The following is a 25,468-nucleotide window of genomic DNA, read 5'->3' as shown; positions in this document are numbered from 1 at the left end:
AACAATCCGAAAGCGCCTCTTTATGATGGCGCTTTCGGGCTTAGATTCGATGTGGGGGGAAGAACCAAGATGACTGATATTGTGAATGGCCTGCTGGTGCAAAACGGGCGTGTTCTCATGGGCCTGCGCTCTGCATCGCGAAAAAACTATCCCGGCCTCTGGAGCTTTGTGGGTGGGCACGTTGAAGATGGAGAAACGCTGGAGCAGGCTCTTATCAGAGAGCTTGGCGAGGAAATTGGCGTTAAGGCGCAGCGGTTTGCGAAGATCTTTGAGTTTACAGCTCCGGCCCCAAGCGGTGAGGGCTCAATCACGTTTCATATGTTCACGGTCGACCAGTGGCAGGGCACGCCTGAGAATCTGGGCGATGAGCACTCTGAGGTGCGATGGGTGGCGTTTGAAGAAGCGATCAGACTGCCCGGTCTTGCCTTTGCTGAATACCAAAATGTCTTTGAGAAACTGAAAGAAGAAGGAGCGGTTCAATAGCACTCCTGAAGGTTAGCTCTGGCTCTCCTGCTGAGCTTCCGGGACAGCGATTTTGCGACCCCATTTGATGTTAGACCAGACCAGCTCATGCAGGAAATAGAAGATAAAGCCGAGGATGGAGCTGACAATTGCAATGCCTCCGCCCACGGTGACAGAGCCGGTAAACACAAAGCCGATCAACGTCATAGAGACGAGGCCCATGACCTGCCAGGTAACTGATTTTGTAAAAATGCGTGAGGCTGAATCCATCTGCGAAATCCGGGTAAGAATGTAAGTCTTGTCTTCGTTGCTACCGGAAAAAATGCGGATTGGACATTTGGTATTTGAGCTGCAATAAATTCATTTTGGTGATTATATTCTGCAATGGTGACTTTGATGGACAAGCGTGACAGGGCTGTTTTGTTTAAAAACCGTCTGACTGAAGCCATGGCACAGGCAGATGTGACACGCAGCCAGCTGGCCCGAAATGCCGGTGTGGATCGCTCCACCATCGGCCAGTTGCTGAACAACGAAATCCCACGCCTGCCGAACAGCCAGTTGCTGGCAGACCTTGCAGCGTCCCTCGGCGTGAGTGCCGACTGGTTGCTAGGGTTGACCAACAGACCGGAGCGTCCCGGTGATATCATCGCGGCAGCCATGGCCATGAGCCCGGCAGAACGCTCTTCGGTCGACGAGCAGATCCTCAACTGGCATAAGGAAGCAACCGGTCTGAAGGTGCGCCACGTGCCCGCCACCCTGCCGGACATCTTAAAAACAGACAGAATGCTGGCCTGGGAGTACGCCTCGTTTCGCGGGTTGGATGCGGAAGAAGTGGTGGGCTCCATCCGCGGCCAGCTGGACTGGCTGCGCTCGCGCCAGTCAGACTACGAAATCTCCATACCGCTGCATGAGATACAGGCCTGCGCTCAAGGCATTGGCTACTATGCGCATCTGGATGAAGACACCCGCCGAGAGCAACTACAGTTTGTTGCGGACACCTGCCGCCAGATGTTCCCGCGGCTCCGCTTGTTCTTGTTTGATGCGCACAAGGTGTTCAGCGCCCCCATCACCATCTTCGGCCCCAATCTGGCGGTGATCTATGTAGGCCAGTATTACCTAGCTTTTCGCGAAGCGGAGCGTGTCAGCTCCCTGACCGACCACTTCGACTGGCTTGTACGCGAAGCCACCGTAGACGCCAGAGATGTGGCGGATTACGTTGAGACGCTCATCCAGTAGCTTGACTGTTAGGCTGCTCGTTGACTGATCTGCTGCCTTTGCGGTGAGGCCAGATGCAGAACTCCTCCGACAATATCAATCACGGCAAACACCAGCAGGAGTGGGTGAGGGGAGAGGGCATAGGCCCAAAGCATGGAGGCGGCGAAGAAGAGCCGCAATATGCCTTCATATCTGCCGATGGAGACTGAAAAGTTGCGCCAACGCCAGATCGCCCATCCCGTTCCCAATACACCGAGCATCTGCCCGAACAACAGTTGAACTGGTGGGAAAACAGGCCATGCCTGACCTCCCAGCGCTATGTTGAGGCTGCTCAACGTTTCTATGTGGGCGCTATTGAGGAAGGGGATGGCAAAAGGTGCCAATGCCAGAACATCATAGATGCAAAAGAACCTGAATATTCGGTGGTAACTGCTTTGAGAAAACATGATGCACTCTTTGGAAATTGGGAGGTTGAGCTGAGGAGGCACAGGCGCAATTGCTCATGCTCCGGTTAGCGTAGAACCGGTTGATCCAGAATTTCCAGAGGGACAGCTCGATAAATTAGATAAAGCTAATATTAAGCTGTGGATTAAGTGACTTCTGTTCTCTTAATTGGTGTTTCCCATAGTTCTCCGGGGACATTGCGGTCTCTTAGGCACGAGAAGATCTTGGCGGTGAACAGCAGGCCGAGGGCGAGCTCAAAGGTGCTCAGAGAGATCCAGATGAGCTGAAGCGCGCCTTCCTCGATGCCCCAGTTGTAGGCGATCAGGTAGGAGGCAGGAACGCTGCCGAACCACATGGTGAGGATGCGGGTTTTGAAGACAAACGTGTTCTGGTGAAAGCTCTGCAACATGCCACTGGCGATGAAAGACACAGCAAACGCAACCGCGTAGTACCAGATGTGCGAAGTGACGGAGACGGAGAGCTCGAAGATATCCTGCCCGTAAATGCCAAGAGAGAACAGCGAGGTGATCTCCCGGTCAAAGCTTTGCAAAATCACCGTGACAATCGCCACATACGAGAATGCGACAAACAATGATGCGCTGATGATCTTGGGAATGCGATCATACTGATTGCGGCCAATAGCCTGAGAGGACAGGATCGTCGCCCCATTGGCAATACCAACCACAGGCACGATGCCGATGTAATTGAGGATGACGTTGAAGTTGTTGGCAGCCAGCGCTGTTGTGCCCACAATGGCGACGGCCCAGATGATCGCCGTATTGCCGATCTCGTCTGTGCTGTCATGGGCGCCAAGGGGCATGCCACGCTTGAACAAGGCGAGGACATCAAGCGCTCGCCGAGATTTGCTGAGCAAGGCCCGGGCTTCTTTCCAGGCCGCAACCCGCAAGGCGCGGGGTGTTTTGCGGAGATAGACAATTAGCACCGCCAGAGAGCCGAGGACTGTGCCAATGGCAGAGCCGGCCATCCCCAACTCAGGGAAGCCGTAGGCACCAAACACCAGCAGATAGGTCATGGGCATGGCGACCAACTGCCCGGCAAGGCTGGCCTTGAAGATGAGGCGGGTGTTGCCGATGGCGCCGAAGTAACAGCTGGCAGCGCTATCCAAAATCATGATGGAGCCAAACAGCATGGCCCAGCTGAGGTAGACATTTTCCAGCGCAACCACTTCTTCTGGCCTGCCGCTAAGCTGGGAGATGTTCATCAGCAGCGGCAATGTGAGAATGAGGCCCAACACGCACAGGATGGCGACAGCAAACAGTCTGCCTCCCATTTTGTGGGCCGCTTCAATCCCGCTACGTGCATAAGCTTCAGCAATAACCGAGCGGCCAATCTGCGTGACACCAGAGAAGAAAGAGATTGCGGACATGCCCATGAAGACAGCGGGGCCGGAAGCCGTGAGCGTCTGTTCTGAATAGGCGGCGAGACACAGTCGATCTACAATCATCATCAGAGTCCGGCCAGACATAGCCAGCATCAATGGACCTGAAATGCGCAGAACCCGCGTCAGTTCATGATGAAACAGCGGAAATCTAAGCAATTAGAAAATGTACCTTACGGAAATAAAACTAAAAATCGAAATCAGTATATATAGCTATCAAAGGTTGTAGAGACACTTTTATGCTATGCACATGGCTATACACAGAATGAATGCATGTGTTGCCGGGGTGCCACAAATGGCTTGTGCCGCTACGTTTTTGAGCCTCGCCGGCTAAGCGGGCGAGGCTCAAGAGTTGCTTGTCTGCAGGCTACAAGAGCCCACAATCAGGCCTTCGCCGCCTGTTCTTTCTCGTTTATTGGTTCCCCAAAGTAAGCACGATACATGAACATGACGATGGCGAAGATGCCCCAGCCAAAGACCAGATCTCCTGGCACGCGGGCCCAGACCAAAGCGGTCATTACCGGGCCGTGGATTGTCTCCGGTGCACGGGCAAGCCAGTAGCTCTCAGTAAAGCTGATGTAAGCCTGATAGATGCCCTGCGGGATCAGAGAGAGCGCCAGCATCATGGCCAGACCGATGTTGAGACCCCAGAATGCCTGCTGCAGCCACTTGTCACTCCAGCGATTGTCCGGAATGAGCGAGCGCAGGCAGAACAGCATCAAGCCGATGCCCAGTAAGCCATAAACCCCGAACATGGCCGCGTGACCGTGCGCCGGTGTGGAGTTGAGGCCCTGCATGTAATAGAGTGCCAGTGGCGGGTTGATGAAGAAACCGAGCAAACCGGCACCAACGAGGTTCCAGAACAGAACAGAAGCGAAGAAGTTGAGCGGCCATTTGTAGTGCTCGATCCACTTGGTGTTCTGCTCCAGTTTGTGGGTCTGATAAGCCTCAAAGCCAATCACCAGCAATGGCACAACTTCCAGCGCTGAGAACACAGCCCCCAGTGCCAGCACGCCAATCGGTGTGCCGCTCCAGTAAAGGTGGTGGAACGTGCCCAGCACGCCGCCGGACATGAAGATGATGGTGGCGAAGATCACCGCAACCGCTGCGGTGGATGCCCGGAGCAGTTTGAGGTTGACGAAGATGAGCGCGATAATGGCTGTCGCGAACACCTCAAAGACGCCCTCAACCCACAAATGCACCACCCACCAGCGCCAGTATTCCATAACGCTGATATGCGTGTTCTGCCCCCAGAACAGACCGGCACCGTAGAGCAGGCCGATTGCGGTGGCAGAGAGCAATGTCAAGGCAATGAGACTGCGGTTGTGGCCGCCTTTGAGGGCCGGATAAAGCGCACGCAGCACCAGCACCAGCCAAAGCAGTAGACCGATGAAGAGGAAGATCTGCCAGAAACGGCCCAGATCAACATACTCATAGCCCTGATGACCGAACCAGAAGTTCATGGTGCGGGAGAAGAACTGGTTCACCCCAAGCCACTCCCCCGCAAACGAGCCCACCACGATGATGATCAGACAGATCCAGAGGAAGTTGACGCCGAGTGTCTGATAGGCGGGATCCTTGCCGGAAAGCAATGGGGCCATGAACAGACCAGTTCCCAGCCATGCTGTCGCGATCCAGAACACAGCGAGCTGCGTGTGCCAGGTGCGGGAGATGGAGTAAGGAATGATTTCGGCCAGCGGAATGCCATAAAGATCCTGACCTTCAACAGCATAGTGCGCCGTGAGGATGCCAAGCGCGACCTGCGCAATCATGAGGCCCACAACCACCCAGAAGTATTTGGCTGTTGCCCGCATGGAAGGGGTTATCTTCACATTCGCTAGAGGGTTTTTCGCCGCGGCGCCGCCTTCCGGAATGATCCGCTCACGCCACAGATCGTATTGGCGGACGTAGTAGAAGCACAGCGCACCAGCACAGCCGAGCAGCAGGAGAATACTAATGATGGTCCAAATGAACGCAGCACCGCTTGGCTGATTGCCAACCAGTGGTTCATGGGGCCAGTTGCTGGTGTAGGTGATGGTGTCATCTGGACGGTTGGTCACTGAACTCCAGGAGGTCCAGAAGAAGAATGCGGAGAGTTTTTGAGCTTGTTCGGGAGTGATCAGAATGTTGGGAGGAAAGGCATAATCATCGCGAAGGTTTTGCCCGTCGATGTTGTCGTAGGAAGCAAACAGTCGTGTGAAATGATCTTCCACCTGTTTGACGGCCGTGGCCCGATCATCTGAAATGGTGATGGTCTCATTGGCCGGATTGTAGCGGTTGCGCCGCATCTCCTCTTCAATGAGAACCTGAAGGAAAGCTTTTTGCTCATCACTTGGAGGGGTGTAGCCTGTACCGACCCGTGCCCGGTGAAATACATCCCGCAGTGCCAGCGCTTCTCTGTGCAGCCAGTCCGTGGACCAGTCTGGCGCCACGTAGCTGCCATGCCCCCAGATGCTGCCTTGCTGCATACCGCCAAGAGATTGCCAGACGTTCTGGCCTTCTTCGATGTCATCTTTCGTGTAGATCACATCGCCGCTGTCTGAGACCACCATATTGGGAATAGGTGGTTTCATGCGATAGATTTCAGCGCCAAAAAAGAGAAGGACACCAAAGGCGAGGACCATACCTACGCCGAGAAGTATCCAAAGCCGTTTGAGTGAAAAGGTTACATCATAGTCCTTGTCAAACATGGCTTGCTGCTCCTGACCTTCGGGGGAAACACTGGCTTGCGTTTCAAATCAGATTATCAATCTGATTCAGGCCGTGCCTCCCTCAAAGTTAGGAGAGGCGTTCAGGTGGCAGCGGGTAGCATGTCACTTTGACTTTTTTGCGGTTCGTTGGCCAACCGGCTGCGCAGCAGCTCACCTTCGCCCTCAACAATCGGGTAGGCCACGGTGGTCAACAGCGCGTTCAGGTACTTCAGATCGCTGATGGTTTCCAGATGGATGGAACTGGTGGTCCGGCTGGATTTGCGGTTCTGGCTCAGACGGCGCAGGTGTGCTTCGCGGCTCTTGTACTCCAGCTCACGCACCAGCACTTTGCGGGAAACAAGATCCCGTGCCAGATCCGGATCGCGGGTGATGAGCACGCGCAGGGAGATCTGCAGGTTCTGCAACACGGCTGCGTGCAGGTCCTTAATTTCCTTCCAGCCCTCCTGAGAGAACTCCTTGTTCAGGCCAGAAATCTTCTCAGCCAGCACCAGCAGGTTACGCTGAATGACATCGCCCATCTGTTCCAGACAGACGCAGTAGTTCATGAGCTCAGTGTACTTTTGATAATCTTCATCGCTCATGGACTGGGTGGTCACATCCGTCAGGTATTCTTTGATGGAACGGTGCAGATCATCGATCTCATCATCCATCTTCATCAGCCGCTTGGCTGTTTGCGCATCATCCCCTCGGAATACCACCATCACGCCGCGTAGCATGGCTTCCACCTTCTCACTCATATGCAGCATTTCGCGGGTGGCTGCATTGAAGGCAAGGTCAGGGGTTTCCAGCAGTTTACGGTCCAGCAGGCTGAGCCGTTCCATGACGGCATCTTCCTCTGATTGGCCAGCACTGTCGGAAATGATGAGCTTGGTCAGGCCGGCCACAAGACCGATTGTTGGAATACCGAGCAGGACAACACCTAGGTTGAAACCACTGTGGAAGTTGGCGATGGCGCGGGCAGGGTCATCACCCAGCATATCGAGAGTGAGCACATCAAAGCGCATAAGAAGCAGGGTGATCAGAACACCAGCCACACGGAAGATCATGTTGCCAAGCGGGACACGGCGCACTTCAGCACTATCGCTCATGGTCAACACCAGTGGAATAATGCTGGAGCCGATGTTTGCGCCCAGAATGAAGAGCAGCGCGCCCTCCATTGGCAGAACGCCGGTGCTTGCCAGTGTCATGATCATCAGCACAACAGCAACAGAAGAGTGCAGCAGCCAGGTGAGGGCAGCGGCGGTGATGATCGCCACAAACGGATCACCAATCAGCAGGTTCAGGATGACTGGCAAAGAGCCGCTTTCGCGCAAAGGCTCAGAAGCCATGCTGATGAAGGACAGTGCGATCAACATCTGGCCCACACCGATGATGATACGGCCCGTTTGGCGCATGGTGCGCGTACTGCCGCGGGAGAACAGAGCGCCACCCACAACGAGACAGACCGGCAGCAGCCAGCTCAGGTCAAGGGAAAGCACCTGCACGACCATCGTGGAGCCCAAATCCGCCCCCAGCATGATGGCGAGGCCTGCGGCCAGTGTGATGGAGCCTTTGCTGATGAACCCGCGGGCAAGAATGGCCGTTGCCGTCGCACTTTGCAAAATGATGGAAACCAGAAAGCCGGTGGTGAAGCTGGTGTAACGGTTCTTGGAGGCCTGTTGCATCCAGCCCTGAAACTTCTGGCCTACCGCGCGCTCAACGCCAGTCCGGATCATTCTGGTTGCCCAAAACAATAGGGAAATACCTGCAGCAAGGTGTAGAAGTATTTCAAAACTGCTCATCACAGCCTCCGGATTCAGCTCTCGCGGTTATTAATAGGAGGCTCACTTAAACGCAGTTGTCGTGGTGTGCGGCAAAGGTCTTTAAGCAGATGTTGTCGGACTATCAGAATATGCGAGATCCCTCGCTTCCCCCGAAATGACGAGAGGGAAAGCAAGTGATCGCATCGCGCGCCTTGGGAGCTCTTGCGGATTCTTGAAATCGATCCGGCAACTAAAATTAGCCACCTCAATGATTTGATAAATAACTTAAGACAGTTATGTCGATAACTCAATATGTTAAGCTCAATTATGGCGAGAAATTTACGCAATAAGTGCGTTTTTTGAAGTCTTTCGTGATCACTTTGCTATTGGGCAACCAATTCCTTCAAATAAGTCCAACCTATTGAATTTTCTGAATTAATGTTAGTTGGCAAAGTAATCACGAGGCGGGGCTATAAAATGCGCACGAGGTGCGTTTTCCCCAGCCTCTCACAAAAGCGTAATGTGGCGACGATTTTGCTGAATTTCCGTTATCTGACGCGCTTTTGCCTGAGTTTGGGGAAGATTGCTGCATGTAAGGGGTTGGTTGATCAGGTCCCCTTAAGAGCAATGTTTCAAACTCAAGAGGTGATCAGTGAGGTTGAAAGGATATCTCCAAGCTTGTGCGGAGATTACCTAGGCGTTTTCTACTGAATCAGGTTAGTAGTTTCTCATAGCAGATCACCTATCAAGTTTTACGGTAACAATTACTTTGAGGCTTCTATGAGTTTTACACGCACCATCATGTTGGCTTTGCCTGTGGCTCTGTTGCTTGGCACTTCTGTGCAGGCAGCGGATGAGCCGACAGAAGAGCAAGTCACGACAATTGCCAAATGCGTTGCAGAAAAGGGCGGCGGTTATCCGGCGATGGCCTGTTTTGGTGAGGTGATGGAACAGTGCATTGGCACCAAGTATCAGAACAGCCATATGATCTACTGCGCCGTGCAGGAGTATGCGGTGTGGGATCAACGCCTCAACGCGGCTTACTCTGAGATTATGGATATTGCGAGTACCAATGTGAAAGCAAGCCTGAAGAGTGCGCAGCGCAACTGGATTAAGTTCCGCGATGATACCTGCTCGGCCAATGCGCTGATCTATGAAGGTGGCACCCACGCCCCGCTGACCATGTCGGTTTGCATGGGGGATCAAACAGCGGTGCGCAGCTTGCAGCTTGAGCAGTTTCTTGCAGAAGTTGGTCCTCACTGACGAACATGGCCTCTCTCTTTAAAGGGGCCAATATTTAGGAATAGCAGTACAGGCCAATGTATCTAGGCTGAGCGGATGCTGAAAACATTGTCTGTGACATCAATATATTGAAATCTAGTAACAGTATTTACGAGATATGATCTAAGGTCAGAGCTTATGAAAAAGGTTATGATTCATATCGGTGCGCATAAAACTGGCACCACAGCATTGCAAAAGCAACTTTATGCGAAACATCCTGATTTATTTGATGATCGTACAAGTTTCAAAACAAGTGCATTCTTGCAGATGTTTGAAAATCGCATGATCAAGCCGAAAGCGGATGAGTTAGCGGATCTCTTTCAAGAGGCGCTTTTTAAACCAGACACGGATGTTTATAGGATCTCTCACGAAAGACTTATGGGAAAGGCTTTCGTTCATAAGCAATTTTATCCCAATGTGAAACGGTACTCGCAACTTGTCAAAGAACTAGAGGTCCGAGGTGTAGAGGTGAAAACCTTGGTCACAGTTCGAAATCGCACAGACTTTTTGGTCTCATTTTTTCTTCACTGTTTATCATGGCATGGAACACCAAAGACTTTTCATGAGTTTGCAAACAAAGTAGTGACGCCTTCATTTGCTTGGCAAAGTGTTGCGCAGCAACTAGAGAGACTTTCAGTAACATATTTGCCGCATGAAGCTATGGAGAACCAGCCGAATGAGTATGTGGCGTGCATTAATCAGTTTTATGAAAGTGAACTTTTGCAGCCTAACGATCTTAGTAGCAGAGCGAACTCAGGGTTGAATGAACTAGGTTTATCCATAATACCACAGCTTTCTAAGATTGAGGATCAAGGGCTTAGAAGTGTGCTTTTAAAGAGTGCTCTGGACTATTGTAAACAAGGGGAGAGAGCGAAGGTCCTATCCAAAGATATTGATGCCATTTATAGAAAGCACTTTGTCGAAGGGGATATTGCATTTGCGAAAATCAATTTTCCTGCACCTTTTAGAAAAATCTATTCACAGACAAAGCATGCTGCGGAGCAATTTTGGTTTAATTTTGCAAAGGCTGATGCCTAACCCACTTTCAGTGGGCTCTTTGGTGCCGTCTGCAGCAATTTCCATTGTAACCAGAAAGGCTTGAATAAGCGGGCAAAGCAGGATGCGTGAGCTTGCTTGCGGTGGGTGTGCGTGAAATGAACAGCCTTGGGTGTGGGCGAGCCACTGATTATCTGTAAGCCAGCCATCATAACGCCAAACTCACGCCGGTTTTACTGTACCGTCAGCAATGCGCTGGCATAGTGTGCAAATCACTCAACTGACAGGAGAATCCTGACACCCTCCGGAATATTGGAGAGGTTAGCGCTATTGCGCAGGTTTCACTGCCGCTTGAAAACAACAATAATAACAGCAGATGGACGCAAACGTCCCGATCAAGATGAGTGAAGAGGCGCCGTGTGACGCAGGTTCAGCTTAAAAACCTCTCAAAAGTGTTCTCCGGAACACCTGCGGTTGATGCCATCAATCTTGATGTGGCTTGCGGCGAGTTTCTGGTGCTGTTGGGGCCTTCAGGCTGCGGCAAAACCACGAGCCTGCGCATGGTCTGCGGGCTGGAGCAACCGACCTCCGGTTCCATCTGGTTTAATGGTCAGGATGTGACTAATCTGCCTGTCCAGAAACGAAAAGTCGGCCTTGTTTCCCAGCGCTTCGGCCTGTTCCCGCATATGACGGTGGAGCAGAACGTGGCGTTTGGGCTGTCCGTGCGCGGTATGCCTGCTGAGGAGCAGATGCGGCAGGTGGGAGAGATGCTGGAGATTGTGCGTCTCTCAGCCTTTGCCAAGCGGTTTCCTTCTCAGCTGTCTGGTGGGCAGATGCAGCGCGTTGCGATTGCCAGAACGCTGGTGACCAAACCAGATGTGCTGTTGCTGGATGAGCCGATGGCGAGCCTTGATACGCTTTTGCGCAGTGAAATGCGCCAGTTCATCCGTGATCTGCATGATGAGTACGGCATGACAACGTTGCTCGTTACTCACGACCAGATCGAAGCCATGGATCTGGCGGACCGGATTGCGGTGATGTTTGATGGCAAGGTTGCGCAGCTCGCCGCGCCCGATGAGATTTACCAGCGCCCTGCAAACGAGCAGACTGCCCGTTTTATGGGGCACTCCAATATCTTTGAGTGCGCACGTACCTCCGAACAGCACATCGATAGCCCGTATGGTCAGCTCAATCTGGGTGAAGCATCAGCCCACGGTGCAATGAAGCCCTCCAAGGCTATGTTGCGGTTTGAGAGTATTCAGATTGGAGAGTGCCGCGAAGCACCGCAAAACAATGCGTTTTCCGGCACAATCACACGAGCAGAATTTCTTGGTGCGATGATGCGCTACACGCTTCAGGTGGGAGAGGGATCTCTGACTGTTGAAGAAGCATCTACAATCAAAAGAAAAACAGGCGATGCGGTCACTGTGACACTACCGCCAGAACAAATTTGGCTGCTGCAATAAGCGGCTGAAGAACCGGTTGGGGGCAATTTATGCAAAGAACAAAATCACTCACCAGACAGATGCTTCTTGCAAGCACGCTCGCTGTTGTCAGCTGGAGCGGCGTTGCACAGGCAGAGAACGCGCCGGGCATGTTCCGCAGTGAGTTCCTGAAAGGTAATCTGGGCTGGGAAGATGTGACCGCCAAAGCCCGTGAGGAAGGCACCGTCAACTTCTATTACTGGGGTGGCTCTGACATCATCAACCTGTGGGTGGATCAGGTGGCAACACCTGCACTGGCCGCAGAAGGTGTGCGCCTCAACCCGGTTCGCATCACAGCCACCAAAGACACCGTGGACGTGGTGATCGCTGAACTGGCCGCTGGTCGCGGTGAGGAGCAGGGCAGCGTGGATTTGGTCTGGGTCAACGGCGAGAACTTTTACTCTCTGAAGCAACAAAACGCACTTTGGGGGGCTTTCGCCAACCGCCTGCCAAACTCCGTAAACTTTGAGTGGGATGAGAACGATCCGCGTTCCCTCCTCAACCTGCGTGACTTTGGCGTAGAGACTGGTTTTCAGGAAATGCCATGGTCTGGTGAGCAGTATGTGTGCTCGGTCAACCGCGCCCATGTTTCGGCAGAAAATACGCCAGCGACCTTTGCGCAGCTAAAGACCTATCTGGAAGCCAACCCGGGCAAGTTCACCTATGTGAAGCCACCGCATTACCTCGGTAACACCTTTGTGCAGTCCGTTCTTTATGCGCATAACCCAGATGGTACTGGCGCTGAGCCGTACCAGAAAAGCTTCGAAGAGCTGGGCGGCGCAGAACTGGCACGCCTGATGGAACCGGGCATTGAGTATCTGAAGAGCATCGAACCGCTGTTGCTTGGTGGTGCCTCTGGCAAGCCACGCTACCCGGAAAACTCTGGTGAACTGGACAATCTGTTCCTCAATTCTGAGGTTCACTTCAATTGTAAGTTCGGTGTGTTCGGCAACCATAACGGCCTGATCACCGGTGCCTATCCAGAGCAGGCGGAAGAGATGATCTTCCCGGCTGGCAACATGATCAAGAACAAGAACTATCTTGCCGTACCGCTCAACAGCCCGCATCCGGCAGCTGCGCTGGTCGCGATCAACTACTTCTCTTCAGCGGAAGCTCAGGCTTCCAAACTGAAGACAGCAGGTATGCCGGTTGGTCTGGATCTGTGGCGTTTGAGCGAGGAAGAGTCTGCGGAAATCGCTGCTTCCGCACCGCCTCACTACGGCGTCACTCAGCAGCAGCTGGATGACAACATCGCACCAGACACCAATGCAAGCCTTGTTGATGTGATCGAAGCCACCTGGCTGGCGGTGATTGAGCGCAAGGAAGATAAGCCACTGGCTGACATCGTGGCGCAGGTTTCTGGCGAACTGAACAACTGATAGTCTTGCGGATGGCGGGCTGCTGCCATCCGCTCCTTTACGAAACGATTGATGATGCCCAAGGCGCTTTCAGCTCACTCCAACACCTCTGCCTCTCCTGCATTCATGCAGAACCTGCGGGACATTGCAGAAATCACGCCACTGCTTATGGTTTTGCTGGGGCTGTTTGGAGGCGCCGTTGTTCTGGGAGTTCTGCAAAGCTTTGGCTATGCGCCGTGGTTTGGCATCAACGAGTTTCCAACCACTGAGTATTATGAACGCCTCTGGCTTTCCTCCGATTTCTGGGTGTCTCTGGGACTGACGCTGTACTACGGTTTCGCGGCAACGCTGATTGGCCTCGTTCTCTCCGTTCCGTTGAGCATTGCGCTTTCCAAAAAGTTCAAAGCGTCCCGCCTGTTTGGAGCTCTCATTCGCCTGCCATTGATGGTGCCTTATACGGTTGGCATCGCACTGGCATTGGTGATGTTGGGCAATGGCGGGTTGCTCTCGCGCATCTCCGCCGGGCTTGGCTTGATTGACGATCCCTCACAGTTTGTACAGATACTCAAAACCCATTGGGGCTGCGGGATTATTGCCGTTTATGTCTGGAAGCAGGTGCCATTCATGACGCTGACCCTCTCTGCTGTTCTGGCACGAAAAGGGGAGGATACGATAGAGGCCGCCATGGTGCTGGGAGCGAGTTCCAGACAGATCTTCTGGCGCGTCACGCTTCCGCAGATCATGCCGGGCATTGTCTCCGCCTCTCTCATCTGCTTCGCCTTCAACATCGGCGCTTTTGAAGCTCCGTTTATTCTGGGCGGTGGCTATCCGGATACGCTGCCGGTTCTGGCATGGCGATACTTTCAGGATGCAAACTACGCCTTCCAGCTGCAAGGCATGGCTGTGGTTGTGTCTCTGGCCTTGGCTTCCGGTGTCTTCCTCGGTGCTTACTTACTGGGCTACCGCAGATGGGAACGTGCACGGGGGCGTGTGTGATGATTGGTCAGACCTCCAAACTCCGCGATCTTAAGGCGATCAGCCCTTGGCAGCGCCTTCTCGTGCTAACCATGGCGACTTTTACCATTGCGCCATTTGCACCACTGATCATCCAGTCACTGGCTTTCCGTTGGGCGTGGCCGAATATTCTGCCAACGGTGTGGTGGCATGAGCAGCGTGAACGCTCGCCGTTTCCATTAGCATGGGATTATGTGTTTTCGCCAAGCTCCCGCGTTGGGGAGGCAACCCTCAATACACTCGGCATCGGCATTGCAGTGACCCTGCTGTGCCTGCTGATCTGTCTGCCCGCTGCACGCGTGCTGGCACAGCGCAACTTCCGCGGCAAAAACCAACTGGAGTTTTTGATCGCTCTGCCGCTTCTTCTGCCAGAAGCAGCCATTGGCATTGCTTTGTTGATGATCTTCATTGCGCTGGGTCTTGCAGGTACGTATGCGGGTGTGATTGTGGTCCATCTGATCCCAACCATTCCCTACATGGTGCGCATGCTCACTGCTGTCTATCAGGGCCATGGAACGGACGCGGAAGACCATGCCCGTGTTCTTGGCGCCAATCGCAGGCAGATCTTCTTCCGTGTCACCCTGCCCATGATCCTACCGGGTGTCATCGCAGGTTGCCTGTTTACCTTCCTGGTCTCTACCAACCTGTTTTTGCTGACGTTCTTCATCGGTCAAGGCCAGATCATCACCCTGCCAACACTGCTCTTCGCTAAAATTTCCGGTGGAGCACTGGATGCAACTGGCGCAGGTATCGCCCTGATCGCCTCCATCCCTGGCATCATCCTGCTGATCTTCACAGACCGCTTTATCCGCAACTATCCGCTCGCGGAGTAATACCCTGAAAAATTAGGGACTTTAAAAACAGAGGTCTGTCTTGTTCAACACACCTAAAGGGAGCGCCGTTGGTTAGAGTCCGGCCATCGGAAGAACTTTAGGCATTAGATATGACAGACATTTCAGTTGGCGGTGTTTCTACGCACCATGCCTCACTTGAAGTGAATGCACCGGCAGCTCATCAGGCGGCAGAGCTGGATGGTCATACAGTTTCAAAATCACTTGGAACGCGGATTAGTGAGGGCTGGAATAATTTCACCAGCAAAATATCCGGATTTTTTGATAGTGTTTCCAGCAAGTACAACGATTGGAAACAAGCTCGGGCCGATGCGGTCATTGAGCGTCAGCAGGAAACAGCAAAGGGCACTGCTTCTGAAATTATAGGCAGCTTGAAAGACGGTAGGTTGGTGGAGGCCTATCAGAGCTTTACGCAGCTGCACAGCGTGGCTGAAAATCTGCAGCCAGAAAACCCACGTGCGTTCGTTTCTGAAAAACTGCAGGAAGCCGCCTCTCAGCTTTCAACGCAAGACCGTGAAGCAATCCGCCTTCACGACTTCAAAGAGGATGGCGAACGTCTTGTTCGTGATCATTCTGCGCATGCAGTGCGTTCGCTGCATATTTCAGAAGGACTGGTGAAATCCGGCCTGATGTCCGTCAGTGACCTTAGTGCGGAAATCAACTTTATCGAAGACGTCAAAAGCGAAATTCCCACTGCCTTGAAGCTGGTCAAGAACGAGCTGAAAGGTCAGGCGCTTGCAGATGTTCGAAGCGTATCCCAAGGGCTTTTCCCGGTTGCTGATGATGGCACGGTGAACACAACGCGCAACGACGTCCAGATTTTCCGGGGTGATCACAATGAGACACCCGGAGAAGTACTCAAGCATACTGGCGAGAACTATCTGACAAAAGGTAGTTTTGAGAATGTTGGTGGTGTGGATGTCTCCACCAAAGCGGTGGCTGATTGGCCGCGTTCAAACATCAACTTTGTAGATGGTGACCGCACGCACAATACAACCAATACCGGAGGGCCGGATGAGGCACCTGCAAAGGTCGCTGAATCTGTTGCGTTTGCCCGGGAGTTTACTGGTTCTGATGAGGCCACAAAGGTTCTTTCCAGTGTCGTGCACCAGTATGGTTGGCGAGACCTGTCCTCCAAGATGGTGAATGATGATGGTCAGGTTGTTCGCCTTACATTAGCACCTAAAGAGTATGCCTTTGCGAATGTGCACGGCTCTGACGGTGTGAGGCAGGTTGAAAATCCTGGTAAACAGGTTGGTGGCGCGGAGTATACGGTCACCAAGACGGAAAGTGGTGACTTCAAAGTTGCGATTGATTGGGAGCTGCTGGCCGTTGGGATCAAGGATGAAAACGGGAGCACCGTTTTGTTTGACCCGCGCAATCCAATCCATGCTGCGAACACTGATGAAGAGAAAGCAAGCGGCATTTCGAGCGCGCTCTCCATTCAGTTAGATGGTGAGATTCTCATCTCTGGTGAAGCAGCCGCGCGCGGTGAACTCGAGCTGTTGGACAGCTCGTTTGAGCATACCTTCACCGGGAAGTTAACTCTTTAAACTCACGATAACACGAGAGGAAAAGCAGTGCAGACTGCTTGGGCACCCTCTCGTGTATTTCAACACCCAGCGTCTTTTGTAACCTTGCATGAGGCTCAAAAGCGCTGGGTTTTGCGCCATTTGCGAGCAGGAGACGCAAATGGCCTTTCAAAACAAAAGGGGCATCATATGGAACTGGTTGAAACCGTAATCCGGCAGTTTGGCGAGACAATCGGATTGTCTGACCTGAAACTGGACAGCGAAAACATCTGCTCATTAACCGTCGATGGCGAGATCGAGGTGTTTTTTCAGGTTCTGGATTTTAAAACAAACGTCATTCGGTTGAACAGCAAACTAGCCAATCTGAACAGCGTGCCAAAGTCGCTCTACCAGCACTTGCTGGAGGCAAACTACAACGGCATTGGAACAGGCGCAGCAGCGCTTTCCATCAACCTGCGCAGCTCCGAAGTGCTGCTGACACAGGCTATTCAGGCAGACAAGCTTTCAGCTGAAGAGTTTGCTGACACAGTGAAGCTGTTTGTGAAGTACACCGGCTTCTGGGTGCAGGAACTGGTGGAGTTGGCCAAGTTTCCGTCAGATGATCCGGTCTCTATGCCGGAGATGCCGGTCGATAACCTAAGTTCCCAGATGCAATATCTGATGCCTTAAACAGCCGGTGCGAGACTTCGGATTTGCTTAAGATCTGAGGTCTCGCAAATCGGGTGGGTTTTGACTGCGTGTCGCTCAATAGTTCTCCCAGTGAACCACTGGAGGGAACGATGGAACTACATGGACAGACGATTATCGTAACAGGCGCAAGCAGCGGCATCGGTGCTGCTGCTGCCGAACTCTTCGCCTCAGAAGGTGCCAATGTTGTACTGGGTGCCAGACGCGAAGCTGAGCTTGCCAAACTGGCGGGCGGTATTACTGAGCAGAGCGGCTCAGCCACGTACCTTGCCGGAGATGTCACGGATGAGGCGTATGCTGCCGCTCTGGTTGAACATGCCCTCAACACCTACGGCAGGCTACACGGCGCTTTCAACAATGCGGGCATCATGGGAGACATGGAGCCTGTGCCGGAGATGGATACGGACAATTGGAACGGCGTGCTGTGCACCAACCTGACAAGTGCCTTCTATGCAGCCAAGGCGCAGATTCCGGTGCTCAAAAACGCCAGTCAAAGCGCCATTGTTTTCACCTCATCCTTCGTTGGCCACACAAACAGCGGCATGCCCGGAATGGGAGCCTATGCGGCGAGCAAGGCAGGATTAGTTGGGCTGGTGAAGTCACTCGCGGCTGATCATGGACCTGATGGTATTCGCGTGAATGCGCTGCTGCCGGGGGGTACGAAAACAGCTATGGCAGGCGATGACCCGGAAGGCCATGCCTTTATCTCCAACCTTCATCCCCTCAAACGCATGGCAAACCCAAAAGAGATTGCGCAGGCCGCTCTGTTCTTGCTGTCAGATCGTGCAAGTTTTGTAACGGGCAGCGCAATGACTGCAGATGGCGGGGTGTCTATCCGGCTGGTTTAAATCTTGAGACCACTAATAGGGGAGGCATTGCCTCCCTTTACTTCTTCAGGAGCTTGTGTCCCTGAAGCTGAAGCCCTGCATCTGCGATCCGCTTCTCCCATGCTTTGCGCGTGCCAATGCCAGCAGGCTTTTCAAAAAGGCCAGCCTCTTCAGCAGCCTTAGTTAAAGCAGCATACATCGGGATGTTGGGATCGCCATCCGGCAGCAGCAGTTCCTTGCGATGCAGGATGGGTGGGTTATCGCGCTTGGAATAGTCGATGGCCTTGCTGGTTTGGGTGGCAAGATCGAAGGTTATTGAATGCAGCAGGGCCGGGAAGCCGGAGCGCTCAAAATCTTCGTAGTGCAGCAAGGAGACCTTGTCCTTCGCGATTTTGCAAAGGTTCCACGGTGTATCTGGATGTTTTGCAGTAACCTGAGCCAGTCGGTCAGCGTCTTCTGGTGCGAGCAGATCGACGCCGGAGCGATGCAGGTAGAGCCAGCCACCAACTCGGCGGCCAATTTTTGTCTTTTGAGCCATGGCTCTTATCTACCTGAAACCATCTGGAAGTGCAGTTCAAATCCGGGTGTTCGTATCTTGAGAAGCAAAAACGCACCGCCCTGAGGAGGTAGGCGGTGCGCTTGGTGGTTAAGCCTGAAGCAGCTTAACAGCTTCGTCCGTGGTCCAGACGGCGTTTGCGATGAAGCGGAAGTTGGTCAGAGCGGCCAGATAGCCATCACCATCCGGAATAACTGCCGCTGCTGTGCCATCACTCACAACTGCAACCTCAAAGCCCTGCTCGATCAGCTCACGCATGTGGCTCTCGGTGCAAAGGTTTGCAGACATGCCAGCCAAGATCACCTGATCCACGCCCTGCTTGCGCAGCTGAAGGGAAAGATCGTTGGTGTCGTTGCCGTAAACCTTGTGCGGGGAAGTGACAATAGTTTTGCCGTCGTTGATGTAAGGCTTGTACACGTCCAGCCAATCTGCACCGGAACCTTCAAAACCATCCACGTTGAGAGCGCCTTTGCGATCGAACATGCCGATGTTGTGCATCAGCTTTTCCAGCGCGCCTTCAAACTTCCAACCGTGATCAGTTGGATAGTAGTAGTGAGGAGAAACAGCCACGGTGATGTCCGCTGCCTTTGCAGCTTTGAACAGACGCTCGATGTTGTTGACGGTGTTGTTGCGGGTCACGCTCTCGCCAACAACGCCCCAGGTCACACCATCAGGGGACAGGAAATCGTTCTGCGGATCAGTCACCACAAGTGCAGCGCGGCTCAGGTCCAGCTTCATGTCGCTTGGCGGCAGAACAGACTTTGCTGGTGGTGCGTATGGGTCTTTCACTTTGTCCTGTGCTTTGGCGTGCGCGACACCTGCAACTGCTGCACCACCAACAGCTGCAGCGGCGGTCAGACCACCGCGCAGAGCATCACGGCGGCTGAGTGTTTTCTTGTGATCATGGTCATTACACATCGTCTGTTCCTTCTCATGTTTGATGATGAGAAGATGGGAGATACCATGTGCCTTATGGTCCAAAATTGGTACCTTTTCGTCCTGATATGTATCATTCCATCGCACAGGTCGTTATAGAAGACTGCATGGATATGCATTTTATTCTTGACGAAATGGAGATACAGGCCCACCCGTTTGCCTTGTGTGAGCTGAACGGTGCCTGTGACCTTGATCTGGATAAAGATCCTTTGGCGACCCTGCATTATGTGCTGGCCGGGGAAGGGGAGTTGGTACTCCCGGGACGCCCTGTGATCCCCGTGCGCAAAGGCTCTTTGATCCTTGTGCCCGCTCTCAAAAAGCATGTGCTGCGCAGTTTTGGACAGGTTCAGGATCCAATCCCCAGCTGCAATCCGGACAAGCTGAAAATGGCGCACCTGATCCATAACAGTGAGAGCCAGGACAAAGGCCAGCTCATCGCCATCTGCTCCCGCATTTCGCTCAGTCTGCGGCAAATGGAAAATCTGATTGATCTGGTGCAGGAACCGATTGTTGAGTATCAGGCCGGTGAAGATGCCTGCGAAGCGCCGATCCGCCGATTGCTTCTGGAACTCGCCAACCCGGCGCCGGGCAGCCTCGCCATGGTACGCGCACTCCTGATGCAATGCATGATCGAGTTGATGCGTCGCCGCTTTAATGATCAACACGGTGGGCTGGAATGGATGGCTGCGCTCCGCGACCCACGTATGTGGCCGGTGCTTCGGCATATCCTTGATACACCGGGCGAACCACACTCTGTTGAAAGCCTTGCGTCATTGGCAGGCATGAGCCGCAGCGGCTTTGCCAAACGTTTTCAGGAAGCTTATGGCAGTGGCCCCATGGAGCTGCTGCGAGATGTCCGCATGCGCCGCGCCGCCACCATGCTGCTGGAGACAGACCACCCCATCGAGCGCGTCTCCCACCTTATCGGCTTCCGCAGCCGCAGCGCCTTCTCCCGCGCCTTCGAAGCCGCCATCGGCATCTCACCACAGAAGTTCCGGATGCAACGGAAAAATTAGATATAAATCGCTGGCGTCACCACGTTCGTCAGGCCAGTTGACCGCAACTCCGCGGCGATGCGTTCTACATCTGGTTCCTTCATCGTGGGCCAGGTGAGGGCTTCGCCTTTGACGCCGTGGTGTTGGTAGGCGTTGAGCCGTAAAGGCAGTTCGGCGCTCAGGGTTTTGACGAAACTGCTGAGTTCTCTGATCTCTTCAGGGCTATCCGTACGATCTGGAATGAGTAGATAGCGCAGTTCGTGCAGCTTGCCTTCTGCAAAGAGCAGCTTGGCTGAGGCCAGGACGCGCTCGTTTTGGCGAGTGGTGAGCAAACTGTGCAGGGTGTTATCGAAGGCTTTGATGTCCAGCATCACGCCATCGGTAACGGGCAGAACTGTCTTCCATGCTGCTTCTGGCAGATAGCCGTTGCTGTCGATGAAGCAAGTCAGATCCTTCAGCTTCTCATCGGACTTGATAGCCGTAAACAGGGCGATGATGAACTTCAGCTGGGTGGTTGCCTCACCGCCGGAAATGGTGATGCCATTCAGGAATGGTTTGTTCTGGTAAAGAAGCGCCAGAACATCATCAACGCTGTACTGGGTCACCTTAGGGTTGGCATTGATGGGGCAGACGTCCAAGCACTTATCGCACTGGTCGCAGATGCTTGGATCGTGCACCACCTTGCCTTGCATGATGGTCAGAGCGCCGGTCGGGCACTCTGGCACGCAGTCACCGCAGTCGTTGCACAGCTTCATGGTGTGCGGGTTGTGGCAGGTCGGGCAGGCGAAGTTGCAGCCTTGCAGAAATAGGACAAGCCGGTTGCCCGGCCCATCCACGCAAGAGAACTTTAGTACCTTACTGACTGTAGCGAGGGGCAAGTTCATGGCTCATCACCCGCGGTGCACGCTCCAGTATTTTACCTTTATCAGCGGCTTCAGCGCCCAGCACCGTTGTGTTGATGCGAGACCCGCCACATTCTTTGAACTTCGCGATGTCTGACAAGCGCACCATGTAACCGGTGATACGCACCAGATCATTGTTGGAGACGTTGGCAGAAAACTCGCGGAACCCCAGCTGGAATGCACCTTTGACCAGCTGCTCCAACGCTGCTGGATTGTTCTCGATGGTCTCGTCCAGTGTCAGGATCTCTGAAACACCGGATGAATAGAACGCGTGGTGTTCTGCCAGTGCCTGCACGTGCGTGACTGGATCTGGCTCGCTGCCATAAGGGATGCGAACACCCGGTGTGCAGCCATCATCATCGCTGAGGCCCGCTTGCGAATGCAGCATAGCCTTGCCTTGCCAACAATTTTCCATTGGGCGTGCTTCAACAGCTTCGAAGAGCACTTTGGAGATGCGATGCCCAAGCTGGTTGGCTGTCTCATCGTGACCGTATTTGCCGGAACGGCCTTCCTTGGCCTGCAGCTCGTCCACACACTGGGCCATGGCAAAGATGCCGTACATGGCGGTGAAGCGGTCTTTACGGATCCAGCCCTCCTTCACGAGGAAGCTTTCAAAGAAACCGGATTTGTTGAAGAGGTGATCAATCCGCGCTTCTGTCAGGCGGAAGTTGAGATCTATGTACTTCGGCAGAACATTTTCGAAGAAGTCCGCCGTGTCTTTGGAGCGACGCGCCACTTCTCGAAGATTGATACGGGTGAGCGTGGATGCACCACCGCACAGTGGCAACACGTTGTAGCAGCTGGCGACGCCGTAACCGTATTCATCAAACAGAGGTTGATGCAGTGGGCTATTGGCGATGTGCGGTTTGGAGCATTCAATAATGCTTTTGCAAGCCTGAGAGAAGATTTCGTCAGAGCTGACGTCCGGATCCCAGATGAAGGTCAGGTTCGGAGCGATCTGCTTCAGCTCGGCATCAATACGCATGATGGTGCGGGCAACACGGTTGTCGGTTGGCCCCACATTGGCATGCATGAATGCGTCCGGCAGGACACGGTCCAGATAGCGCCAGAACAGCTTCAGTTTTTTGTAAAGGTCTTCATCACTGACATCATCACAATACGGCAGCAGCAGATTGTCGAGGCGGCCAATAAACACCGGCATGTTGGTGACGGATGGCACGTGGTGATAGGCAATCATGAGGGAGTTGATGGCCTCATCCAGCGTGGTGGCTGGGTCCAGCTCCAGGAAGGTGCTGCCTTTTTCAAGAACAACGGAATAGTCGGGCATCACATAGCGTGGTTTGAAAGGCGCATGTCCCTCGTACATGTCGCAGATAACGCGCTCTTCCAATGCCTTTGCGGTTTCCTCATCAAGCTCAGGATAAGGCAGAGAGTTTTCTGCCTCCAGCGAGAGATAACGCGCCTTTTGCGTAAAGGAGAGGCCTGGGTCTTCTGTAATGCCCTTAAACCGTTTGAGAAGCTCCGACATGGGTTCGTTCCTTTTTGCTCTTTGGAACAAATCTTAAACCCGTGCGACAGGCGAGGAATTGAACTACCGCAATTTCCGATTGGAAAAGAATGATGGTGCACAGGGTGGGTTAGTAGGCATCAGAGAGTGGACCTGCAATTGCTCGAAATTAAACGCTGTTTAACTTTCACAACTGTAAATTGCATAGAAGTAATTGTAGGTATTTTTGGTATGGCTCGGTTTCTGATTATTTTAGCTTCATTTCTACTGCTTGCTGGCTGTGTAACAACCAAAACACCAGAAGAACGCGGAGCTTATCGTATCAATAAAGTCAAAGTTATTGTTCCCAATGGAGAACATAGCGCTTTGGTGGCAAAGCAGTTAAAGCGGAAATTTACTCAGGTTGCTCGTGAGAGTGCAAAATGGGTGCCTGCCGGAACCCCAGCGCAAAACATGACCATAGTTCTAACGAAGGTAAGATACTCAACAGTATTGGGCTTTAAAGGGTCTGCAACGGGTCGAATAAAGGGCTATGTTTTCCTTGGCCAGAAGGCTCAGGGTATTGTTTACCGGTTTGAGATTTCAGGAGACCCCGGCAAAGGTACGGTGGAGTCACTATCAGTTGGTTTCAACAAGTACTATTCGCCTGAATGGGTCTTTAACCGACTGATCGAGCGATTGGCTTACACCTATAAAAAGAACGTTTATCTGGTCAATGACAGTTCATACTTTGACAAGATCGCAGATGCGCCCACTCCTGTGAGGCGAAGCCCATCTACGGGAGTTCCTTCTAGAACGAAGTCTCACAAGCAGGGCATAACTCCACCGCCTCTTGTGCTGATTGGTGGGTGATGCCTTAGATATGAGAAAACCCGGCCTCATCAAAGCCGGGTTTTGCGTTTTCAGTTCTGACTACGTGCTTTACGCTTTTTCAGAGGCTGGTTTTAGGTCCAGGTCGCTGGCGTCGTGACGTTCTGGGACTTGTTGATCCTCATCACCCCAGGTGCGGTTCACGCGTTTGCCGCGTTTGACGGCAGGGCGCTCAGCGATTTCTTCTGCCCAACGTTTCACGTTCTTGTACTCGTCAACGGAGAGGAACTCAGCAGCGCTGTAAAGTGAGCCGAGCACCAATGCGCCGTACCACGGGAAGATCGCCATATCTGCGATGGAGTACTCGTCGCCAGCCATGAAGCGGCGTTCCGCCAGATTGCGGTCCAGCACGTCCAGCTGACGCTTGGCTTCCATAGCAAAGCGGTTGATTGGGTACTCGAACTTTTCTGGCGCATAAGCGTAGAAGTGGCCGAAACCGCCGCCCAGATATGGAGCGGAACCCATCTGCCAGAACAGCCAGTTCATGGCTTCTGTGCGGGCTGCCGGATCTTTCGGCAAGAAGGCGCCGAACTTTTCTGCCAGGTACAGCAGGATGGAACCGGACTCGAACACGCGGGTTGGTGTTTCGGTGCTGTGGTCCACCAGTGCAGGGATTTTGGAGTTCGGGTTTGCGCCAACAAAGCCGCTGGAGAACTGGTCGCCTTCGCCGATGTTGATCAGCCAGGCATCGTATTCTGCTTCGCTAAAGCCAGCTGCCAGAAGCTCTTCCAGCATGATGGTGACTTTCACACCGTTTGGCGTTGCCAGCGAGTAAAGCTGTAGCGGATGCTTGCCAACCTGCAGATCTTTGTCATGGGTTGGACCAGCGATAGGGCGGTTGATGTTTGCGAACTGGCCGCCGTTTTTCTGTTCCCACTTCCAAACCTTTGGTGGGGTATACTCTTGCTTATCACTCATGAAATTGTGGCTCCGTATTGATTATTAGCAAATGGGAACGGACAGCTTTACGGCTGCCTTTTTCATCTCAACAGATGGGTGAGTCCTTAACAAAATCAAGTGTGCCATCAAAAACAAGGTCTTGGCTGACACGCCTTGCAGCATAGTCCATCTTGAAAGTTCCCAACACGCCAGATTAAAAATTGCTTTTTTCAAAGCAGCTGCCGGAATATTGTTCGCCGCTGACAATATGCTCAGAGATTCCTTTTTTCATTGCTGGATTGATCAAATGACTGTGATACCGACTCTCGAAACCGAAAGATTGCGCCTTCGTCCGATGACGATCGAAGATTGGCCGCAGTATGAGCAGCTGATGCAGTCGGACCGTTCGCAGTTTATGGGCGGTCCAACGCCGAGGCATGTGACCTGGGGCATCTTCAGCCATGACATCGCGCATTGGGTCTTGTTTGGCCACGGCGCTTTGATGGTGGATGACAAAACAACGGGCAAAACCGTTGGTCAGGTCGGGCTCAATCACGGACCATTGTTTCCCGAGCATGAGCTGGGCTGGTTCCTTTATGATGGCTTTGAAGGGCACGGTTATGCCTTGGAAGCAGCTCAGCGGATGCGCAAATGGGCCTTTGAGGAGCTGGGCCTGAAAACGCTGGTCAGCTACATCGACCCAAAAAACGAGCGTTCGCGCAAGCTAGCAGAACGTATGGGTGCCGTCATTGACCCGGATGCGGAACGCCATGATCCTGTCGATCTGGTCTATCGTCATCCTGCTTTGTAGGGCTTTGCGATAATAGATTTCGTTTTTTCTTTAGCACCACGTCACATC

24 protein-coding genes are annotated in these 25,468 nt (G+C 53.1%); 14 read left to right on the top strand and 10 right to left on the bottom strand.

Going from position 1 to position 25,468, the window contains the following annotated elements; all coding sequences use genetic code 11:
• Nucleotides 1-69 precede the first annotated feature (69 nt).
• Entirely contained in the window at nt 70-483 is a 414-nt protein-coding gene (locus tag QT397_00660) for an NUDIX domain-containing protein (GenBank protein ID WNZ53915.1), read from the top strand.
• A 12-nt stretch (nt 484-495) separates the two neighbouring features.
• On the opposite strand, the gene QT397_00655 is transcribed toward QT397_00660, so the two are convergent.
• On the bottom strand, nt 496-732 hold the full coding sequence (locus tag QT397_00655) for a DUF2061 domain-containing protein (GenBank protein WNZ53914.1): 237 nt from the start codon (nt 730-732) through the stop codon (nt 496-498).
• Between the two features lie 126 nt (nt 733-858).
• Here QT397_00655 and QT397_00650 point away from each other — a divergent pair, with 126 nt between their 5' ends.
• Nucleotides 859-1,698, top strand: a complete 840-nt coding sequence (locus QT397_00650) for a helix-turn-helix transcriptional regulator (protein ID WNZ53913.1) — start codon at nt 859-861, stop codon at nt 1,696-1,698.
• A gap of 8 nt (nt 1,699-1,706) precedes the next feature.
• On the opposite strand, the gene QT397_00645 is transcribed toward QT397_00650, so the two are convergent.
• From QT397_00645 to QT397_00630, 4 genes are all read right to left on the bottom strand, one after another.
• Nucleotides 1,707-2,123 carry a hypothetical protein gene (locus QT397_00645; protein ID WNZ53912.1) on the bottom strand — a complete coding sequence of 139 codons (417 nt, stop codon included), beginning with the start codon at nt 2,121-2,123 and terminating at the stop codon, nt 1,707-1,709.
• A 143-nt stretch (nt 2,124-2,266) separates the two neighbouring features.
• A complete protein-coding gene (locus QT397_00640) occupies nt 2,267-3,616 on the bottom strand; it encodes an MATE family efflux transporter (GenBank protein ID WNZ53972.1) in 1,350 nt (449 codons plus the stop codon).
• 287 nt (nt 3,617-3,903) lie between these two features.
• Nucleotides 3,904-6,210, bottom strand: coding sequence for a nitric-oxide reductase large subunit (locus QT397_00635; GenBank protein ID WNZ53911.1), 2,307 nt, complete (start codon nt 6,208-6,210; stop codon nt 3,904-3,906).
• 101 nt (nt 6,211-6,311) lie between these two features.
• Nucleotides 6,312-8,012, bottom strand: a complete 1,701-nt coding sequence (locus QT397_00630) for a Na/Pi cotransporter family protein (protein WNZ53910.1) — start codon at nt 8,010-8,012, stop codon at nt 6,312-6,314.
• Between the two features lie 741 nt (nt 8,013-8,753).
• Between QT397_00630 and QT397_00625 the strand changes: the two genes are divergently transcribed.
• From QT397_00625 to QT397_00585, 9 genes are all read left to right on the top strand, one after another.
• Nucleotides 8,754-9,236, top strand: coding sequence for a lysozyme inhibitor LprI family protein (locus QT397_00625; protein WNZ53909.1), 483 nt, complete (start codon nt 8,754-8,756; stop codon nt 9,234-9,236).
• A gap of 156 nt (nt 9,237-9,392) precedes the next feature.
• Nucleotides 9,393-10,292, top strand: coding sequence for a sulfotransferase domain-containing protein (locus tag QT397_00620; GenBank protein ID WNZ53908.1), 900 nt, complete (start codon nt 9,393-9,395; stop codon nt 10,290-10,292).
• Nucleotides 10,293-10,669: 377 nt separating this feature from the next.
• Complete coding sequence (locus QT397_00615) at nt 10,670-11,716, top strand: ABC transporter ATP-binding protein (protein WNZ53907.1); 1,047 nt, start codon at nt 10,670-10,672, stop codon at nt 11,714-11,716.
• A gap of 29 nt (nt 11,717-11,745) precedes the next feature.
• Entirely contained in the window at nt 11,746-13,113 is a 1,368-nt protein-coding gene (locus QT397_00610) for an ABC transporter substrate-binding protein (GenBank protein ID WNZ53906.1), read from the top strand.
• A gap of 51 nt (nt 13,114-13,164) precedes the next feature.
• On the top strand, nt 13,165-14,088 hold the full coding sequence (locus QT397_00605) for an ABC transporter permease subunit (GenBank protein WNZ53905.1): 924 nt from the start codon (nt 13,165-13,167) through the stop codon (nt 14,086-14,088).
• Nucleotides 14,088-14,939, top strand: coding sequence for an ABC transporter permease subunit (locus QT397_00600; protein ID WNZ53904.1), 852 nt, complete (start codon nt 14,088-14,090; stop codon nt 14,937-14,939). Before QT397_00605 ends, QT397_00600 begins: the two co-directional genes overlap by 1 nt.
• A gap of 110 nt (nt 14,940-15,049) precedes the next feature.
• Entirely contained in the window at nt 15,050-16,510 is a 1,461-nt protein-coding gene (locus tag QT397_00595) for a hypothetical protein (GenBank protein WNZ53903.1), read from the top strand.
• 168 nt (nt 16,511-16,678) lie between these two features.
• Nucleotides 16,679-17,158 (top strand): type III secretion system chaperone, encoded by a 480-nt coding sequence (locus QT397_00590; protein ID WNZ53902.1) that lies wholly within the window; start codon nt 16,679-16,681, stop codon nt 17,156-17,158.
• Between the two features lie 110 nt (nt 17,159-17,268).
• On the top strand, nt 17,269-18,024 hold the full coding sequence (locus QT397_00585; GenBank protein WNZ53901.1) for an SDR family oxidoreductase: 756 nt from the start codon (nt 17,269-17,271) through the stop codon (nt 18,022-18,024).
• Nucleotides 18,025-18,061: 37 nt separating this feature from the next.
• On the opposite strand, the gene QT397_00580 is transcribed toward QT397_00585, so the two are convergent.
• Both QT397_00580 and QT397_00575 read right to left on the bottom strand, forming a co-directional pair.
• Entirely contained in the window at nt 18,062-18,541 is a 480-nt protein-coding gene (locus QT397_00580) for a hypothetical protein (GenBank protein ID WNZ53900.1), read from the bottom strand.
• Between the two features lie 108 nt (nt 18,542-18,649).
• Nucleotides 18,650-19,477 (bottom strand): cysteine hydrolase, encoded by an 828-nt coding sequence (locus QT397_00575; GenBank protein ID WNZ53971.1) that lies wholly within the window; start codon nt 19,475-19,477, stop codon nt 18,650-18,652.
• Between the two features lie 125 nt (nt 19,478-19,602).
• On the opposite strand from QT397_00575, the gene QT397_00570 reads away from it, so the two are divergent.
• The gene (locus QT397_00570) at nt 19,603-20,511 is read left to right on the top strand and encodes an AraC family transcriptional regulator (GenBank protein WNZ53899.1); all 909 of its coding nucleotides are present in this window, start codon (nt 19,603-19,605) and stop codon (nt 20,509-20,511) included.
• Here QT397_00570 and QT397_00565 read toward each other — a convergent pair.
• The gene (locus QT397_00565; GenBank protein WNZ53898.1) at nt 20,508-21,374 is read right to left on the bottom strand and encodes a YjjW family glycine radical enzyme activase; all 867 of its coding nucleotides are present in this window, start codon (nt 21,372-21,374) and stop codon (nt 20,508-20,510) included. The two genes, QT397_00570 and QT397_00565, sit on opposite strands and share 4 nt — an antisense overlap.
• On the bottom strand, nt 21,346-22,881 hold the full coding sequence (locus QT397_00560) for a YjjI family glycine radical enzyme (protein WNZ53897.1): 1,536 nt from the start codon (nt 22,879-22,881) through the stop codon (nt 21,346-21,348). Before QT397_00560 ends, QT397_00565 begins: the two co-directional genes overlap by 29 nt.
• A 126-nt stretch (nt 22,882-23,007) precedes the next feature.
• Here QT397_00560 and QT397_00555 point away from each other — a divergent pair, with 126 nt between their 5' ends.
• A complete protein-coding gene (locus QT397_00555; protein ID WNZ53896.1) occupies nt 23,008-23,712 on the top strand; it encodes a hypothetical protein in 705 nt (234 codons plus the stop codon).
• 69 nt (nt 23,713-23,781) lie between these two features.
• Here QT397_00555 and yghU read toward each other — a convergent pair whose 3' ends face one another.
• Nucleotides 23,782-24,648, bottom strand: coding sequence for a glutathione-dependent disulfide-bond oxidoreductase (gene yghU / locus QT397_00550; GenBank protein WNZ53895.1), 867 nt, complete (start codon nt 24,646-24,648; stop codon nt 23,782-23,784).
• 268 nt (nt 24,649-24,916) lie between these two features.
• On the opposite strand from yghU, the gene QT397_00545 reads away from it, so the two are divergent.
• The gene (locus QT397_00545) at nt 24,917-25,420 is read left to right on the top strand and encodes a GNAT family N-acetyltransferase (protein WNZ53894.1); all 504 of its coding nucleotides are present in this window, start codon (nt 24,917-24,919) and stop codon (nt 25,418-25,420) included.
• Nucleotides 25,421-25,468: the final 48 nt, after the last annotated feature.

The organism is Microbulbifer sp. MKSA007 (assembly GCA_032615215.1).
Taxonomy (GTDB): Bacteria; Pseudomonadota; Gammaproteobacteria; order Pseudomonadales; family Cellvibrionaceae; genus Microbulbifer.
The sequence above is the reverse complement of the archived record's forward strand: the minus strand, read 5'-3'. Positions and strand labels throughout refer to the sequence as shown.